9 protein-coding genes and 2 pseudogenes are annotated in these 18,353 nt (G+C 67.4%); 6 read left to right on the forward strand and 5 right to left on the reverse strand.

The window, feature by feature from the left end; genetic code table 11:
- A partial coding sequence (locus A3ES_RS0124885) for an alpha-L-fucosidase (RefSeq protein ID WP_020389557.1) occupies positions 1-687 on the reverse strand: 687 nt, incomplete at its 3' end.
- A 232-nt stretch (positions 688-919) separates the two neighbouring features.
- Between A3ES_RS0124885 and A3ES_RS0124890 the strand changes: the two genes are divergently transcribed.
- Positions 920-2,098 (forward strand): ROK family protein, encoded by a 1,179-nt coding sequence (locus A3ES_RS0124890; protein ID WP_020389558.1) that lies wholly within the window; start codon positions 920-922, stop codon positions 2,096-2,098.
- Positions 2,099-2,245: 147 nt separating this feature from the next.
- Here the strand turns inward: A3ES_RS0124890 and A3ES_RS0124895 are convergent, their stop codons facing one another.
- From A3ES_RS0124895 to A3ES_RS0124905, 3 genes are all read right to left on the reverse strand, one after another.
- The gene (locus tag A3ES_RS0124895) at positions 2,246-4,348 is read right to left on the reverse strand and encodes an alkaline phosphatase D family protein (RefSeq protein ID WP_020389559.1); all 2,103 of its coding nucleotides are present in this window, start codon (positions 4,346-4,348) and stop codon (positions 2,246-2,248) included.
- A 278-nt stretch (positions 4,349-4,626) separates the two neighbouring features.
- On the reverse strand, positions 4,627-6,060 hold the full coding sequence (locus tag A3ES_RS0124900) for a sulfatase family protein (protein ID WP_020389560.1): 1,434 nt from the start codon (positions 6,058-6,060) through the stop codon (positions 4,627-4,629).
- 2 nt (positions 6,061-6,062) lie between these two features.
- Positions 6,063-7,571: a hypothetical protein gene (locus A3ES_RS0124905; protein WP_020389561.1), complete on the reverse strand. Its 1,509-nt coding sequence runs from the start codon at positions 7,569-7,571 to the stop codon at positions 6,063-6,065.
- A 196-nt stretch (positions 7,572-7,767) separates the two neighbouring features.
- On the opposite strand from A3ES_RS0124905, the gene A3ES_RS48285 reads away from it, so the two are divergent.
- Positions 7,768-8,988 (forward strand): ROK family transcriptional regulator, encoded by a 1,221-nt coding sequence (locus A3ES_RS48285; protein ID WP_020389562.1) that lies wholly within the window; start codon positions 7,768-7,770, stop codon positions 8,986-8,988.
- Positions 8,989-9,009: 21 nt separating this feature from the next.
- Here A3ES_RS48285 and A3ES_RS51515 read toward each other — a convergent pair whose 3' ends face one another.
- Positions 9,010-11,850 carry a family 20 glycosylhydrolase gene (locus tag A3ES_RS51515; RefSeq protein ID WP_020389563.1) on the reverse strand — a complete coding sequence of 947 codons (2,841 nt, stop codon included), beginning with the start codon at positions 11,848-11,850 and terminating at the stop codon, positions 9,010-9,012.
- 269 nt (positions 11,851-12,119) lie between these two features.
- Between A3ES_RS51515 and A3ES_RS48295 the strand changes: the two genes are divergently transcribed.
- From A3ES_RS48295 to A3ES_RS57160, 4 genes and pseudogenes are all read left to right on the forward strand, one after another.
- Positions 12,120-13,412 (forward strand): phosphodiester glycosidase family protein, encoded by a 1,293-nt coding sequence (locus tag A3ES_RS48295; protein WP_020389564.1) that lies wholly within the window; start codon positions 12,120-12,122, stop codon positions 13,410-13,412.
- Between the two features lie 250 nt (positions 13,413-13,662).
- Positions 13,663-17,496, forward strand: a complete 3,834-nt coding sequence (locus A3ES_RS48300; protein WP_020389565.1) for an endo-alpha-N-acetylgalactosaminidase family protein — start codon at positions 13,663-13,665, stop codon at positions 17,494-17,496.
- Positions 17,408-17,692: pseudogene (locus tag A3ES_RS57155) on the forward strand (helix-turn-helix domain-containing protein); the annotation flags it as partial. The gene A3ES_RS48300 and the pseudogene A3ES_RS57155, both read left to right, overlap by 89 nt.
- A gap of 169 nt (positions 17,693-17,861) precedes the next feature.
- Positions 17,862-18,086: pseudogene (locus tag A3ES_RS57160) on the forward strand (LysR substrate-binding domain-containing protein); the annotation flags it as partial.
- Positions 18,087-18,353: the final 267 nt, after the last annotated feature.

Here is an 18,353-nt window from a genome sequence, read left to right on the forward strand (position 1 = left end):
GTAGAGACCGGCCGGATCGAGCCCCTCCCACCAAGTTCCCTCACCATCGGCCGCCGTGAGGTTCCCGTCGTACGGCACACCGGCCTTCGGACCCGAGACGTCAGCTCCAAAGGCATGCTCGTAGAACATCAGCATCCGGTCGTCATGCGAGCTGACCCCGAACGGCATCCCGACACGGCGACTAGCAGCAGCGAACTCGCCGATCAGATCCCGCCGCGGGCCAACGTTCACCGAGTTCCACGGCTGATGGCTGGAATCGAAGTTGTCGAAGTGGTCATGATGATTGGCGAGGGCCACGAAGTACCTCGCTCCGAGCCCGGCGAAGTACTCCAGCAACGCGTCCGCGTCGAACTCGGCCGCCTTCCACTCACGGATAACATCCTTGAATCCCTTCTCCGACGGATGACCATAGGTCTTCAAGTGGTACGAATACGCACCGGCTCCCCACCTCTGGTCGCCAACGTCCGCCATGTACATGTGACGGCCATACCAACCACCCCCTTCGGCCGGCTGAGTCTGCGCTCCCCAGTGCACCCAGACACCGAACCTCGCCTCAGCAAACCACGACGGACACGTGAACCGTTCCTGGACCTCCGCCCAGGCGAGCTCGCTCGGCTCCGGTGCCGTCGTTCGCCGGCCTTCGTCGCGGCAGACTGCCGGCGGTGTCCTGCTGTCCTGCGTTCGCATCTACGCGACTCCCTGTCCCGCATCCTCGGCCGCCCTGATCCGGCGAACGGGCGACCGGGAAGAATTTAGTAGCAAGACTTATCTAATAACACGGATCCGTCAAGGCATAGAATCCGATCACTGCAAGGGAATCGCCGCCTGCGCCTCTCGGCCGTGGCTGACGCGGGTGTGACGCCGAGGCGGGCTCGCGATGTTTCAATCGGTCTACCCACTTTTCGGTCAGGAGCCGCGGATGAAGGTGCCCCAACTCTCGGTCGAGGCCGTCCGGGCCATCAACGACAGGGCGTTCCTGGAGTTGCTGGCCGACTATGGGCCGCTGACCCGTGGCCAGATCGCTCAGGCGGCGCAGTTCTCCCGGCCCTACGTGCTCGAACTGACCGAGCGGCTCGCAGCGCGCGGACTGGTCGCACAGCATGGCCTGAGGGAGAGCGCGCAACGCGGACGGAAGGCCACGTTGTACGGGCTGCCGCCGGATCTCGGACTGTGCATCGGAGTCGACATCGCCGTGGACGAGATCCGCGTCCGCCGCGTGGTTCTCGGCAGCTCACGCCGTGGCGACACCAGTACGCCGATTGTTCCGGGCGTGGATCTGGTCGACCAGATCGTCGATGCCGTCGGCCAGACGGAGCAGGACCGGCGGTTCAAGTATCTCTGCACCGTTGTCGGGCTTCCTGGTTCGGTCGACCCGGCCACCGGCGACATCGTCTTCGCCTGGGACCGGCCCGACTGGCCCGCCGGCGCGGCCGCGCGAATTCGCCGGCGTCTAGGTCACGACACCGCCTTCGAGAACGAGGTCAACCTTCGCGCCGTCGCCGAGCATCGCGTGGGCATCGCGCAGGACGTCGACTCGTTTCTCTTGCTGTCCTTGGGCGTGGGCGTCGGCTCGGCCCTGATGCTCAAGGGGCGGATCCTGCGGGGCGAGCACGGTGCCGCGGGCGAGATCGGCTTCCTCCCGGCCAGCGCCGAGCCGGTCCCGATGCGCCGGCTGGAAAGAAGGGTCGCGAGCTACCAGACGCTCGCCGGCGCGGTCGCTCTCGCCGCCGCCGCGGGGACGAAGCACGATCCGGCGTACGCGTGGACCACGAACCTGGTGTCCAAGCCGTCCACCGCTCCGGAATGGCGGGCGGTCGCGGAGCAGATAGCCGTCGGACTGCTCGCGATGGTCACCGTCGTCGATCCCGAGTGCATCGTCCTCGCCGGTGAGGTGTCGAAGCTGCTGGGCAGCGCGCTGGTCCAGCCACTGACCTCTGTACTGACGGATCATCTGCCATGGGGAGTCGACCTTCGGGTGTCGCGGCTTGGCGACAGTGCAGTCCTCGCCGGCGCTGTGCATGAGGCATCTCGCCTGCTTCGGGATGCAGCGTTCGGCGTTCCGGATCTCCAAGGAGCATCTCTCCGCGGCTTGCAGTGACGGGTCTGGGGCGGGCAGGCGGCCCGGCCGGACCGACTGCACGATCGAGTTAGCGCCAGACTGAGCGGAGAGGTCCAGCGTTACCTGGATCCGCTGCCGGGTGTCGACGCTGCGGCCGATCATTTTGGGACACCGGCTCCGATCGTGCTAACTCAGGTAGCCCATGTCCGTGCTGGTGCGTCGCACCTCGAAGATGCGGCGGCCGTCGCGGTTGATCCAGGTAGCGGTCAGCGTGGCCGGACTGACCGTCGTGTCGGCGACGAGCTTCAGGAACACGTAGGGCTCGACCGCACTGTGGACCAGGGCCGGATTCGGGTCGTTCAGGCTCGGAATCGTGCTGCCGTGCATCGGACTGACGACGTACTGCCACAGGTCGTACCCCACCCGGGGCCCGTAGTTCAGTGCCCGCGACACGTGGATATCGCCGCTGAGCAGGAAGCAGCCGGGGACCTTCTCGGTCTTGATGAAGTCGAAGATCGCCTCGCGCTCATAGGAGTACGTCGCCCAGTCGTCCTTCTCGCTGTTCTGCTTGTCGTCCCAGATCATCCCGGTCGTGATGGCCTTGAAGGTCGCCGTACTCCGACGCACCCGATCCCGGAACCACTGCCACTGGATCCCGCCGAGACACGTCGTCTGCGCCGGGTCGGCCCAGCTCGGCTCGGTCCGGCTGAACCAGCGCGGATCCAGCAGGAACACCTCGATCGGCCCCCGCCGGAACGAGGTATACACCCCGCTGCCGACCGACCGGTCGGCAAGCTGCTCGCCGGCCGCGTTGTGGCCGAAGGTGACGTTCGCACGGTAGTCGACGAACGCGCGCCGGGAGTTCGCCTTGGCCGGGAAGTCGCCGTGCTGGTCGTTGCCGCCGAAGTCGTGGTCGTCCCAGGTCCCCCAGACCGGCCGCGAGCGGACCAGCGCCGCCAGCTCTGGCACTTTGAGGAAGGACCGATGCTTGCTCCTGGCAACTTCCAGGTCGCCGGAGTCGATGTACGGCGTGTCACCGAGCATCACGAAGCTGTCGCAGCCCTCGTCGGCGACCCGTGTCCAGATCGTGTTCGAGTCCGACGGGGCGCAGGACCCGAGTCCCATCGTAACCACGGTGGGGCGGCCGGGTTGCGGGGCGGTGGTGAACGATCCGGTCAGCGGCGCGAAGTCGCCGTCGAACCGCTTCGGTGTGATCGTGAAGGTGTAGGTGCGACCGGCGCTCAGCCCCCGAACGTCGAACAGCGCGGTGTTGTCGTTGAACGCGGACAAGTCGGCACTCGCCACCGTCACCACACCGGATCCCTTGCGGACCGTGCATCGCCATCGCGTCAGTGTCTGGTGGTCGGCACCTGGACGGAACCAGATCCTCGCCCTCTCGGTATCGACATGACCGACGAGCGGCCCGGTAGCAGGCTCTGTGGGCATCGGGGTCGGCACCACTTTCGGTGCGGTGCCTGCTCGAACCATCCCGGCGTACCGTGCGACGGCGGTGAAGAACGCGGCGCTGTCGGCGAACGCCGCGTCGGGCTGGATCGGCGCCCGACCCGACGCGTCGTACACCTTGTCGATGGTCAGGCTGCTGACCAGGAACCGGCCACGGCCGTACGCGCCTTCGAGCAGGCACGGCGGCAGGCCGGTCGAGGCCGTCGCCATCAGCACACGCATCGACAGCCCGGACACCAGTGTCTCCCAGCTGACGCGGGTAGCCGTACTGCGGCCGGTGAACAACTGCCCGTCGACAGTCCGCAGACCGGCGACAAGCGGATGCTCGCCGGCCATCGGGAACACCGTGTCGTGATCCGGATCCGCCCTCCGAGCACTCATGCCCTCGGGCAGATAGGCGACACTCGCGCCGAGCTGGTCCGACTGGGCCAGGTCGAGTACGACGCCGCCCCGGGCGACGAAGTCCTGGATCGACCGCGCCTCCTCGGCGACATAGGCGGTGTAGGCGGCATCGTTGTTGGTGAAGCTGCCGAACGCGATCAGGTCGACCCGCTGTCCGTCGATCAGCTGACCGCTCGCGGGCTTACCCACATCAAGGGTCATCACCTCGACGCCGGCCTGGGCCAGCAGGGCCGCCAGCCCTTTGCCGTGGGTCCATTGGTCGACGTACTCGAGGACTGCCGCTCGGATCGGTCCGGCGGCTCGTGGTCTGTCGGCTGCGGAGGCCGGCGTGGCCGCGAGCGACATGGCCGCTGCGACGCCACCTCCGAGAAGCGATCGTCGTGCGAGGCCTTCGCGCGTCTCCGCGGGTGGCTGATCGTTCATGAACATCCTTCCGGTCGCTGTCGGGCGGCGCGAATCCGAGAAACGGAGGAACCAGGAACGAATGCCAACCTTGCACACCAACTGCCCTGCGGCGTAGCGACGTCTTGGCTATCGCGGCGATAGCCAAGACGTCCGGCATCAGGCCTTGACAAGTGCGCTCATCGGGTTGTGTGAAATACATGCATCGGATGTCGGCGGAATGGACTCTGAGGGAGCGAGACTTGGACTTTCGTCGACCGCTAAGCCGCACGGCCTGGCCGCGGTCTCGATCGACGGCTTCAGGACTTGACGCGCTGGTTCAGCGCCTGGTTGAAGGCTCCGGGGAGGTGGTCGTACTCCACCTGGCCCAAGCCGCTGACCGATACCGCGCGGGCGTCATGCAGAGGATCGGTGTACTCGGCGAACCAGAGCGCCAGTTCCTCGGCCAGTTGCGTGACCCGTGCGGCGTACACCGGGTCGTCCACGAGGTTGTCCCGCTCCCACGGGTCGTTGACCAGGTCGTACAACTCGTCCGGCCCCAGTGGATAGCGCCGGATGTACTTCCAGCCGGCAGTCCTGATCATTCGGGCGGCACCGTACTCGTCGGCAACCACTACCCGCTCGCGGACTTCGTCCGGGTCGCGGCCCTCGATGAGATCCAGGAAGCTGCGGCCGGGTGACCGAGGCTCGACCGGATGATCGATACCGGCGTGCTCCAGCAGTGTCGTCTTCACGTCGTACGCCGAAACAAGGGCGGACACCAGGCGACCTGCTGGCACGCGGCCCGGCTGATTCACGATGAACGGCACCAGAATCGAGCTGTCGTACAAATTCTGTGGGTTCGTCCCGTTGCCCTTGCCCCAGAAGCCGTGCTGGCCGCAGCTGAAACCGTTGTCGCTGGTGAAAACAACGAGCGTGTCGTCGCGAACACCGAGCCGGTCGAGCTCCGCGAGTACTCGCCCGACCCCCTCGTCGGCACCGGTGATCGATGCGTAGTACCCGACGAGCGCGGCGCGCAGATCCGGTTCGCCTTCGGCAGGGCTGCCGGTCGCTGTGTGCCGCGCCCACGGATGAGGGGGCGCCTGCGGGGCGGTCTCGAACGCGCAGTCGTCGTACAACTCGAGCAGGCGGCGCGGATGCTGATCCTTCCACGGCGAGTGCGGCGCGGTGTAGTTCAGAGCGAGGAAGAAGGGTGCCTCCCGGTCGCGCTCCACCTCTCGACGGATGAAAGCACAGGCTTCATCGGTGAAGGCATCCGTCACATAGCCGGGCTGATCGACCAGCGCACCGTCACGAACGATCGGCGCGTTCGTGTACGCGCTGCTTCCGCTCTGGTGCGCGAACCAGTGGACGAACCCCGGTCGCGGCACATCGTTCGCCCCGAGATGCCACTTGCCGGCCAGCCCACAGCGGTAGCCGTTCTTCGCGAGTACGTCGGTCAGGAGTTCGTGCCCGTCGAGGAAGTCCTGTCCCTGCGGACCGATGTGACGGGCCGAGATCCAGTCGTGTACGCCGTGAGCCGACGGCATCAACCCGGTGTAGAAACTGGCCCGCGCCGGCGAGCAGACCGGCGAAGCGCAAAAGAACCGCTCGAATCTGGTCCCCTCCGCCGCGAGGCGATCGAGATGGGGCGTAACAATCTCGTGGTTGCCCGACGCTCCGAGCGCCCAGGCACCTTGGTCGTCGGTCATCACAAGCACGATGTTCGGGTGCTGCCGCGATGAGGCAGGCATGGTCAGCTCCAGATGAACAGGTGGGCGTCGCCACCCAGGACGTCGATGTCGAACGTGTGTACGCCGCTTCTGACCTGCGTCAACGGGACCGTGACGAGCGTTCCGTCGAGGCGATTGACGCGCTTGAGTACGTGGTTGCCGGCGTTCGAGGTGTTCAGCGTGACGGTGATTCGCTGCGAGCAGTCGACACCACGTCCGCCCGTGCCGGTATGGCTGGTGCCGTCGGTGTTGCTGGCGGTCAGCGCGTTGACCAGCATGAACGCCCGGGTATGCGGACCCGGCAGATAGCTTCCGATCTCCGCGCTCGTCAGCCCGGGGACCGTGCGGAACGAACCGAAGAACACATCACCCGGCTGGTGATTGTTCGCGATCCCGGTGTTCACCGACGTGATGTCGCTGACCCAGCTGCCCGTGTCGGTCGCGGCGGTGAAGTCGCCCACGGCCGATGCCGGATTTGTCGCACCGGTAGCTGTCTTGCCGCGTCGCACCGCGATCGCCTTCGTGCGCAGCCGGACCAGGTACGGGGAGAAGGCGCGCATCTCCGCGTTCAGCTTCTGGAACTGGTAGAACTGCGGCGTCGGGGTGGTGTCCGCGTAGTTCAGGAACAGGCCGTCGGACTCCGGCCACCCCGGGGCGGTGGCGTCGAGCTCCCAGCGGAACAGCGTCTGCCAACGCCCACCCATCGCCCAGGTCACCCCGGACACCACCTTGAGCTGCGACTCCGACGTGATGTACTTGCGTTCGTAGCCCGGCGACGAGGAAGTCAACGGCAGCCGGAATCCACAGGTGTACTGGCCGAAGGCGAGCGGAGCCCTCCCCGCGCCGTCCTGACCCTCCAGCGCAAGACTCCGATAACGCGCAGTGTGGTTGTAGAGCGGCGTGACGCTGCCACCCGCGAACTGCGGATTCCCCCAGAAGTAATAGGTGTCGAACGTCAGCAGGTCCGGGTGGCAGGTCTGGATGTAGGTCCGCAGTTGAGCATCGGTCCACTGCCCACCCCACTGGTTGTTGTGCAGGATCGCGTTGGGGGCTTCGACTCGTAGGCGGGCGAAGTACTCGGTCCACCACGACAGATGCTCTGCGGTGTAGGTGTTCTCGTCACCGACGCAGATGCTGAACAGCCGGTCGGCGTTCGCGGCGCGGTCGCCGGTCAGGATCGGCGTACCGGCGGGCGGCGGCTCGTTCAGCGCACCACCGTCAACCGGGTCCTGTGCGCTCGACCAGCGGTACCCGGGCAGGCCGGCCATCAGGTCGGACGCAAAACCCGGAGGATTGTAGAACGTCGGGGCGGTGAAGCCGGAGTCGATGTACCGCTGAGGCGTCGGGTCCCAGCCGTCGCTGGGACCCGAACGGTTCCAGGATCCGTGGTGCAGGCCATCCGTGAGGAACACCCGGTCGGCATGCGTCAGCGGATCACGAACCCGCCGGGCGGCGGCCCGTACGGGTGTCACGCCAGTCGCCGCGGCTGCGGCACCGGCGCCGGCAACCTGAAGAAGCGTTCGACGACTCATGGCACTCGGTGGCGGCATGGCAGTCCTCCCTGGCAGGTCGTTGCTGCATGGCGATAAGTCATGACGGACGTTAATCAGTCGGTTCCCTACTAGTCAATGGCAGAGCGGCCTGTAAGACAAGCACTGTGTGTCCACCACGGGTCCAGCTTTGGGCAGTTGTTGCGTAGGGTGTCATCAAGACCGAAGGACGGGAACGATGACCAGAACCGCAGGCCGCGGCGATCCGCGGATGGCGCGGCAGATCAACGACCGGGTCGCACTCGACCTGCTCGCCGATCAGGGACCGCTCACTCGCACCCAATTGCGCGAGATCACCGGGCTGGCTCAGCCGACCGTCATCGATCTCGTCCGCCGTCTCACCGACCGCGGCCTGATCCAGGAAGTCGGGCAGGCCGAGGCGGTTCGACCCGGGCCACGACCGGTGCTGTACGGATTGCGCACCGGCGACCATCTGGTTGCCGCGGCGGATTTCCGGGACAACGAGTTGTGGGCGACAGTCAGCGACGTCGCGGGCGGTCCACGGCACACCCTCAGCCGCCCACAGGACGACACTCCGCTCCCTGAACAGATTTCCGGCCTCATCCGTGACGTCACCATCGCAGCCGGACGGTCCGGCGAGACCCCGGTCCACACGGTCGTCGGCCTGCCAGGCATCGTCGATCGTGCCACCGGTGATCTCGGCTTCTCCTGGGACCTGCCGGAATGGCGCTCCGGCATGCTGATCCCCTTACAGGAACTGGTCGGCGGTCCGGTCGAACTGGTCACCGGGGTCCGACTCGTCGCACTCGCGGAGCGACAGTTCCTGGACGTTCCACCGGACACCCAGTACGCCCTGATCTGGCTGGGAGTCGGGGTCGGCTTAACCGTGATCGACAACGGCCGGCCGTATCTCGGTGCGAGCGGCGCTGCCGGCCAGATCGGCTACATGCCCGTTCCAGGGGCCCCGGTGCCACCGGTCGACCGAACCCCGTCCGCGCGAGACGGTTTCCGTGGCGACTTCCAGACCCTGGTCGGCTCCCGCGCTCTCCGTGACCTCGGCCGCACGCAGTACGGACTCGCCGGCCGTTCGGTCAAGACGATGATCACCCAGGCAACTCGCGGACAGACCCCGGAAGCCGAGGCCTTCCTCGACGAGGTCGCACGACGCATCGCGGTCGGTCTGGCGGCGATCTCCGCGGTCATGGACCCGGGCCTGTTCGTCCTGCACGGCGAGACCGGCGTGGCCGGCGGCGCCCATCTCGCCGCGCGGGTCGAGAGGCAGTTGCGCGTCTGCTCACCGCTCGACACGCGAGTCGTCGCACCACGGTTCACCGACTGGCGCGACGCCGCTCTCGCCGGCGGTCTGCGCGTCGCCAAGGAGCAGGGCCGCCTTCTGCTCTGGGGCAGAGGTCCCGATCGTGCTGCCCACACGGCCTAACGCACTGGCCGTCCATCCGGCCTAGGGAGCCGGCACGCCGCCGATGTTGATCTCGGCCGCGCCGCCGAACGCGTTGCCCGGGTGGGTGTTCAGACCGGTCAACCGGACGTAGCGGCCGCGGACGGCTCCGAACGTCACGTTCTGCGGGGTCAGAACCTCGGCGAACGACCCAGTTGCCACGTCGGTCCAGGCGGTGCCATCGGCGGAGACCGCGATCCGGTAGTCCTTGATCCGGCCGTTGCGGGCATTCTGCCGCTGCAGGTACTGCAGCCCGGTGACGTCGTGCGCCTTGCCCAGGTCGAGAGTGATGTGGTGCGGGAAGCCCGGGGCACCGTTCAGCCATTGTGTGTGCCAGATCGAGTTCGGGTTGCCGTCGATCGCGTTGCCGGCCGCGCCGTTCTCGCCGACGGTCTCCGCGCTGTCGACGTCATGCACCTTCAGCGTGGTCTGGTCGATCAGATTCGGCAGCGGCTTGAGGTCGGACTCGACGTCGACCACGACGCTCGCGGACCGCTCGCCCTGGACGGCGCTGAAGGTTCGCTTGCCGTCGTACAGCGTGTGCGGCACCACGCCGGTGCGGTGGAACTCGCCGTTCGCGCCGGGCCGGACGGTGTAGACGGTCCTGCCGTCGATCCGGATGTCGACGTAGCCGGGGGCGAACCCGGTCAGGTCGAGCGGCACCCAGGTCCCGGCGTGCACCTGCTTGCCGGACCTGCCGACGGATAGCGCCGGGGTGCCGGCGGGAGCGTCACTGGCGACCGGGGCCCGGTCGGTGGCTCTGACCCGGATAGGTACCGCTTCACCGGTCGACGGGGTGAGCATGCAGTCGGTGTCCGTGCTGAACGCGGCCTGCACGGTGGCGGTGTAGGTGCCTGCGCCGTGCAGGTTGTCGCGGGCCTGCTGTTGGCCGAACCGGACCGGCAGGGCGGCGGTCCCGCAGGTCAGGGTGGCAGTGAGCGGCCCGGTCAGCGCGCTCTTCGAGGCGGGGTCGCCGTCCGTGCTCACGGTGTCCGGCACGATCTGCGTGCCGTCGGCGGACGCCTTCGTGCCCGGTGCGACGACCAGCCCAACGCGGTGCGGGCCGGTGCTCCCCGGCCGCGCGGCGACGTCTGTACCCGCGACGGACGCCGCCCAGGTCGCTCCGGCGCTCTCGTAGTAGTTGCTACCGGCAACCGTCAGGTGCGGGCCGAGCAGGCCGAGCCGGGCGGCGAAACCGGTGACATCCTTCTTCGCGGCCGGGGTCCAGCCGGTCTCCAGGATCGCCGCCGCGCGCGGCATGGTCAGGAACCCTGCCTGGTCGCCGCCGCGCACCGTCTCCGACCACAGCGGTCCCTCGACGCCGAGGATGCCGGACTCCGGAACCCCGCCGGAGATCGTCGTGGTCGGGTCCCAGCTGTAGTACTTCTGGAAGTCACAGGTACCCGAGCACGCCCAGGTCAGACCTATCGGCGTCGCCGAGTTGTACTTCTGGTCCAGGTACGAGCCGCCGGCCGCCGACACCACCGCCTTGCCGCCCTTGCTGACAAAGTCGCGCACCCAGTCACCGGAACCAACCCAGTACTGCACCACCGAGCCGTTCCAGTACCCCGGTCCCTGCGCGAGCCCAGCCTCGGCGTACTCGGTCCAGCCCATCGTGCCGACACCGGTGGCCCGCTGCAGCACTGGCACCGCCCGCCTGACGAACTCGACGTACCGGGTGTGGCCCATCGCGTGCGACTCGTCGCCGCCCAGGTGCACGTACGGACCGCCGGTCATCGCGGCCAGTTGCTTGAACACGTGCGCGACGAACGTGTAGCTGAGCTCGTGCTTCTCGTCCAGCGCGGAGTAGCCGACATTGCCGGTGCCGTTCCAGTCGACGACTCCGGTCTGCGGGTTCCGTGCAGGCAGCGAGCGGTCGGTGTTGAGTTGCGGGATCGCGTGCAGCGCGGCATTGGTGTGACCCGGGATGTCGACCTCCGGCACCACCGTGACGTGCCGCTTCTGCGCGTAGGCGACGATGTCGCGGTACTGCGCCTGGGTGTAGTAGCCGGTCCGGCCCAGCTCCTGGCGGTAGCCCTGCTGGTTCATCGCGGTGATCCCTGACTCGCGGGTCAGGGCGCTGTAGTCGATCGGGTCACCGGCGGCCTTGCCGTTGTTGGTGATCTCGATCCGCCAGCCCTGGTCGTCGGCCAGGTGCAGGTGCAGCACGTTCATCTTCATGGCCGACAGCACGTCGATGTAGTGCTTTACCTCATCGACCTCCTGGAACGACCGGGCGACGTCCAGCATCACGCCGCGGTACGAGAACCGGGGCGCATCCTCGATGTGAATGGGCCGGACCTGCCAGCCGGTGCGGACCGGGGTCGCCGACTCGGCCCAGGCCGGGAGCAACTGGCGCAGCGTCTGCACACCGTTGAACGCGCCGTGCGCGGTGCGCGCGGTGATCGTCACGCCGGCGCCGGTCACGTCGAGCACGTAGGACTCGGCCGTCGGCGCGCGGCCATCGACGGTATACGCCGCGGCCGGATCGACAGTGATCCGGATCGCCTGGCTGCCGCCACGCGATACGAGCGGCACCTTGAACCCAGTGGACTTGCGCAGGTGCGCGGCGAGCTGGGCACCGAGCGGCGCGGCGCTACCGGGTGCGACCACCACCAGCGACGGCCTAAGTGTGAATGGGTCGCCGGCGACGTCCTCGGCGACCACCGGCAGCGGGATCAGTGGCCGGCCGGAGCCGGCGGCGGATTGACTGGCGGAGCTGATCGCCGCGCCGTCCGATACCGCGGCGGTCCCAGCGGAGGCGAGCGGGACGCCGACCAGGCAGGTGGCGATCAGGGCGAGCAGAGCGAGGAGGACAGTGCGAGGGGGCACGTGCGACGTCATGGCGGACTCCTAGCGGATTGCATCGGGGCCGGTCTGCGAAACAGAAGTTTGGAGTCTCCTGCACGCTCGCCGCATTGGGCAAGCACTTACGAGCATGAATTTCCAGATTCACCCTTGACATCGCTCCAGCTCGCACGGAATATCTGTAGCGAGATTTACGAAACCACCTTAAGGAAGTCGACCATGTCGCGCATCTCAACGATCCCGACCCGGATGCCCCGGCCAAGGCGATCCAGGACCGCGCGAGCGCCCAGCGGATCGTCGACCGGATGGCGACGAGCGGCTTCGCTGCGGAGGCTCAGCCAGTCGAGCAGCCGGCGGCTGCGGACGTGCCAGCCGGTGTCATCGGGTACCGCGTGCGCCTGACGCAGACGTTCGCTTCATCGTCGGCCGCATCGGCCAAAGTCACCGCGCTGCGTGCCGCCGGCTTCTCCTCCCGTACCTGGTACCGGGGCTGGGACGGCGCAAGCCAGGACCGCGGCAAGTGGACGGTGAACGTCCTCACCATCGACCCACGCACATTCGCGGGTGAGCTCGGGGCCTCCTACGGCGCCGACCTCTACGACCGTGAACTCGTCTCGACGATGAGCGCCGGCCTGGATGCGACCGCGGCGATCAACGCCGGTTTCTTCGTCTTCAGCTCCGCCAGCGGCGCTCCAGGTGACCCCGCCGGAGCAGCCGTGTACGACGGCGTGCTGGAGTCCGAGCCGGTCGGCGACCGACCGGTGCTCGTGCTCCCGCACACTGGTCGCGGAACCAATGTCGTCCGGCCCGCGTGGCACGGAACCATCACGGTCGAGAGCGGCCATCAATCCCGAGGCAAGCAGGTGCACTCACTGGACGGGATCAACCGCTTCCCGGGTCTCATCCGCAACTGCGGCGGCACGGGCGACCTGCCGACGGACGCCCCCTTGCACGACGTGACCTGCACCGACCCCGACGAGTTGGTCGCGTTCACGACCGCCTTCGACACGCAGACGCCGGCCGGGCCGGGACGGGAGGTCGTGGTCGACCGCAAGGACCGCGTCGTGCACGTGGCAGGTCAGCGAGGTACCTCACTCCACGCCGGCGAACGCTCCGTCCAGGCCACCGGCAGCGCTTCCGATCAGCTCGCGGAGGTCGTCGTCGGCGACCGGCTCACGATCGCGACCGACCTGACCGCCGGCGGCAAGTCGCTGGTCCGCAAGAACGTCTCGGTGGTGAACGGCGGCCCTGAGCTGGTCCGCGGCGGGCGCAAGCACGTTACGCAGCGGGCCGACGGGATGGTGCGCGACAACGACCCCTCCTTCGCCTACGGCTGGGCTTTGCAGCGCAACCCCCGCACGTTCGCCGGCGTCGACGGGCACGGCCGGACCCTCCTCATCACCGTGGACGGCCGCCAAACCGGTGAACTCGGGCTGTCCATCGACGAAACCGCTGAGCTGGCCCTGACCCTGGGCCTGAGCAACGGAATCAACCTCGACGGCGGTGGATCGACGGCGATGGTGCTGAACGACCAGGTGGTCACCAGCCCATCCGACGGCAGAGAGCGCACCATCGGCGACATGATCTACGTGCGCTGAGGATCGCCCACACCTCCTGACCGACCCACGAGCGCCCGGCGGAATCCGTCGGGCGCTCGTCGCATGCCCCCAGGGGTAGCCGCGCGCGTCCCGCGCCGTCGCTCACCTGCGCTGTGCCCTTGCGCTCAGGGTGCGCGGTGCTTACTGTTGCCGCTCAATTGGTGCTATCACAGCATCGCTTGCGGAGTGGTGCCGCCACCTTGTCCCGGCGCCGCCGCCACCCTCACTTGCCCAGGAAGGGTCCGTCAGAATGCGTCGAAGCCACAGACGAATACTCGCAGCGGTCACCACCTTCGCCGCCGGGGTCGCCCTGCTCGGCAGCAACGCGGCCCAGCCGCTCGCGGCACCGCCACCCTCGATATCGGACGGCACGGCGCTGCTAACGTCGGACCAGCTCACTGTCACCGTGAGCAAGGCGTTCCCTCAGGTGATCCGGTACGCCGAACGCAGCACCGGCGCGTGGATCGACGGCTCGGCGACGCCCCTCACGTCCGTCAAGATCAATGGCGCAACGCACGAGGTCAAGGTCGATGCGGCTCAGGTCGACCAGAACACGATCGGCTACAAGCTCTCCTTTCCCGGGCTCGACGGCGTCATGATGACGGCCAGCCTCCACCTCACAGGCCGGGTCACGACCTTCGCCATCACAGGGATCGAGGACACCGCCGAGCACCGGGTCGGCACGATCGACATCCCTGGCCACGATCTGATGTCCGTCGACTCGACCGACGCCCGCGCGACAACAGCGACAGCCGTCATCTCGGCCAACCGGACGACCGCCGGGGACACGGTCACGGCGGTGACAGCCGCCACCTCGCCCGACGCCGCGCCCGTCGGCTCGGCGTACGCCATCGTCAGCACGAGTGCCCTGGCAGCGGCCCTCGAGACCAACTCCGTCTACGACCAGGATCTGGGCAGTAACAACCGCCGGATCTGGCGACAGTCGGTCAAAGACGGTCAACGGACACGAGTCGGCTTCTGGAGCGGACAGTGGACCTACCGTGCCGCCGGCGCGCCGTTCACCGAGGAACTGCCCTGGGCCAAGGTCACCGTGACGCCGGACGCGAACGCCGATGGCGAGGTCGACTGGCAGGACGGGGCGATCGCGCTGCGCGACATCGCGATCAGCGGCAACGGCGCCAAGGAAACCCCCGATCGCGTCATCGCGCACATCCCGTACAACTTCGGCTCGATGGCCACCCATCCGTTCCTGCGCACCCTCGACGACGTCAAGCGGATCTCGCTGGCGACCGACGGACTGGGCCAAATGGCGATCCTCAAGGGCTACCAGTCGGAGGGTCACGACTCGGCTCACCCCGACTACGGGGGCAACATCAACAAGCGGGCGGGCGGGCTCACCGAGCTCAACACGCTGCTCAAGCAGGGCGCCAAGTGGGGCGCTGAGTTCGGCGTCCACGTCAATGCCACCGAGGCCTACCCGGTCGCCAAGACCTTCAAGGACGAACTCGTCAACGCGAACGCCAAGGGGTGGAACTGGCTCGACCAGTCGTACTACATCGACCAGCGTCGTGACCTCACGAGCGGGGACGTCCAGCGGCGCTTCGCTCAGCTCCGCGCCGAGACCGACAAGAATCTCGCCCTCCTCTACCTCGACGTCTACGCCTCCTTCGGCTGGAAGCAGGACCGTCTTGCGAAGGAGCTGACCAACCAGGGCTGGAACATCGCGACCGAATGGTCGTACGCCTTCGACCGGCAGGCGGTGTGGACTCACTGGGCCAATGACGAGTCCTACGGCGGGGCGACCAACAAGGGGCTCAACTCCGACATCATCCGCTTCGTCCGGAACACCCAGAAGGACACCTGGAACCCGCATCCGATCCTCGGCAACGCCGAACTGCGCGACTTCGAGGGCTGGACCTCGGAGGTCGACTGGAACTTCTTCTACGACAACGTCTGGCAGCGCAATCTGCCGACGAAGTTCCTCCAGCAACACGAGATCGTGGACTGGGAGCAGAACGACATCCGCTTCACGGATGGGGTGCGAGCCACGGATACCGGTGGCCGCAAAATCCTCGTCGGCGATGCCGTGGTCCTCCAGGATGACGCCTACCTGCTGCCGTGGAAGACGGACAAGGGCGGGCCGAAGATGTATCACTACAACGCCGACGGTGGCACGACCTCCTGGCAGCTGACGGACCGGTTCGCGCCGGCGAAGCAGCTCGCCCTGTTCAAGCTCACCGACCAGGGACGCACATTCGTGCGCAACGTGCCGGTCAAGGCCGGCGCGGTGACCATCGAGGCCGAGGCCAAAACGGCCTACATCCTCGCCATCGGCGCCGGCTCGGGCCTGGCCCGCCGCGTGTCGTGGGGCGAGGCAAGCAACGTCGACGACCCGGGTTTCAACTCCGGCAAACTGGACTCCTGGACGACGACGGGTGAGGTCGCTGTCGAACGCGACGCCAAGGGGCAGTACGAGACGGTACTCAAGCCCGGTGCTCGCGCGTCGATCAGCCAGCGACTCACTGGGCTGGCACCCGGCTCGTACGCCGCGAACATCCAGGTCGAGGTTCAGCCCGGAATGTCCCGCAAGGTGGAGTTGCGCACGACGAGCGGCGGGGTGACCACGCAGAATCATGTCGAGCGGTCCGCGGCGTACAACTATCTCAACGCCGACGAGAAGCAGGGCACGTACACCCAGAACCTGGAGGTGCGCTTCACAGTCCCCCCGGGCGCCTCGACGGCGACGCTCTCGGTCCAGGCGGTCGAGGGCGAGGCCCGAGTCGAGCTGGACAACGTGCGAGTCGTGCCGACCAAGGGCCCACGCCCCACCGGCGTCGTCGCCAAGGAGGACTTCGAGGACGTCACCCAGGGCTGGTACCCATTCGTCAAGGGGGACACCGGTGGCATCGCCGGTCCGCGCACGCACATAGCTCAGAAGAACGCGCCGTACACGCAGAAGGGGTGGAACGGCAAGCTGGTCGACGACGTGATCGATGGCGAGGAGTCGCTGAAGGCCCACGAGGAGCGGGTGGGACTCGTCTACCGCACTGTGCCCCAGACCGCCCGCTTCGAGGCGGGACGCCGCTACCGCGTTTCGTTCGACTACCAGAACAGTAAGGCCGGCTGGTACTCGTGGGCGATCGGCTTTGACAGCATCGCCGGCGGCAAACCGAGTACGACGCAGCTCTCGGCGACCCCGATACCGGAGAAACGCGAGACGGCGCGGTTCAGCCAGGAGTTCGACGCCGGCGCCTGCGGTGACACCTGGGTCGGGCTGCGCAAGCTCACCGGCGCCGGCGCCGAGACCGACTTCATCATGGACAACTTCCAAGTGGAGGACGTCGGCCTGAGCGAGGGGCCGACGGCCTGCGCTACCCAGGAGATCGCCACGCCCAGCGGTGGGCTCGTTCCCGGCGAGCAGAATCGGGTGACGACCACCTTTACCAACCTCGAGTCCGACGCGGTAACCAATGTCCGGCAGAGCCTGGAGATGCCGGCTGGATGGACCGTCGCCCCCGACAGCGCCACCGGATTCGCGTCGGTCGCGCCAGGGGCGAAGGTCACAACCGGCTGGCTGGTCACTCCGCCCGAGGGCACCCAGCCCGGCTCGTTCGGACTGGCCGCCTCGTCGACGTACGCGCACCGTGGTGTGGAAAAGGCGATCCGCGCCACGGCAACTGTGACCACAGTTCAGGCCGGCAAGATCCCGCAGAGCCGACTGCGGATCGCCGCGACGAGCTCTGAGGAAGCGGCCAGCCCGGCGAGCCGGATCCTGGACGGCGATGCGGGCACGGGGTGGCACACCAAGATCGCGGGCCCGGCGCCCTACCCACATTGGGTGAGCATCGACCTCGGCGCCAACTACGAGATCCGCGGCTTCGACTACCAGAACAGGGTCGGGAACCGCTCCTTCAAGGACTACGAGATCTCTGTGAGCACCGACGGCCAGTCGTGGGGCGAGCCGATCAGGACCGGCAGTCTGGCCACCACCGGAGACGTCCAGCATCTAGAGCTGCCAGTTCGCCGCGGCCGCTATGTCAAGCTGGCCGGACTCACGTCGGCCACGAACTCCCCCTTCGGCGGCGCCGACGAAGTGGGCGTCTGGGGCACACCGGCACCGTAAGCGAAGCATTGACCAACCTTGTCAACGCTGGACAGAGGAGAAATTCGTGGCCGTCACCCTGCAGCAACTGGAGATCTTCTCCGCGGTCGCCCGCCACCTGTCGTTCTCTGTCGCCGCCCGCGAGCTGTACTCATCTCAGCCGCACGTCTCCAACCAGATTCGGAAGCTGGAGGAGCATTACCGAATCCCACTGTTCGTGCGATCCCGACCGGGGGGGCAGGCTGACCGAGGCCGGCAGTGCCTTGTACAAGCGGATCAGTCAGATCCTGACCGACCTCGAGGAGGCCGAACACGTCGTCCAGGAGTTCCGCGGGCTCCAGCGTGGTTCGGTGCGACTGGCGGCGACGTCGAGTGTCGGCAACCATGTGCTCCCGGCGCTGATCGCGGACTTCCAGTGCGCTCACCCCGAGATCACGATCTCCGTGCAGATCGGCAACAGCGAGGAGGTCGGGAACCTGGTCGACGGCACCGAGGTCGACCTGGCGATCACCCCTCTGCAGCCCCAGTCGTCAGGCGAGCTGACCTGCGAGCCGTTCGTCGCCGACGACCTGGTACTGGTCGCCGCAGCGAGTTCGGAGCTGCCCGACCTGATGACAGTGGCGGAGCTGGCCGGCCTACGCCTGGTCACCAGGGAGGAGGGTTCGCACACCTCAGGGCCGGATGCAGGAACTGCTGAGGTCATACGACACGACCGTGGCGGCACAGCTCACCGGCAGTCCCGCGGTATGCGAAGCGGTCGCCGCCAGCCTCGGCGTCACCGTGGCTCCGCTGAGCACTGTCAAGGCGTGGGTCGACACCGGCCTAGTGACACCAGGCGACTCTCCGACGCCATCCCGAAGCACGACTACCTCTTGGTG

Origin of the sequence: Kribbella catacumbae DSM 19601 (assembly GCF_000372465.1) — a bacterium.
Lineage (GTDB): Bacteria > Actinomycetota > Actinomycetes > Propionibacteriales > Kribbellaceae > Kribbella > Kribbella catacumbae.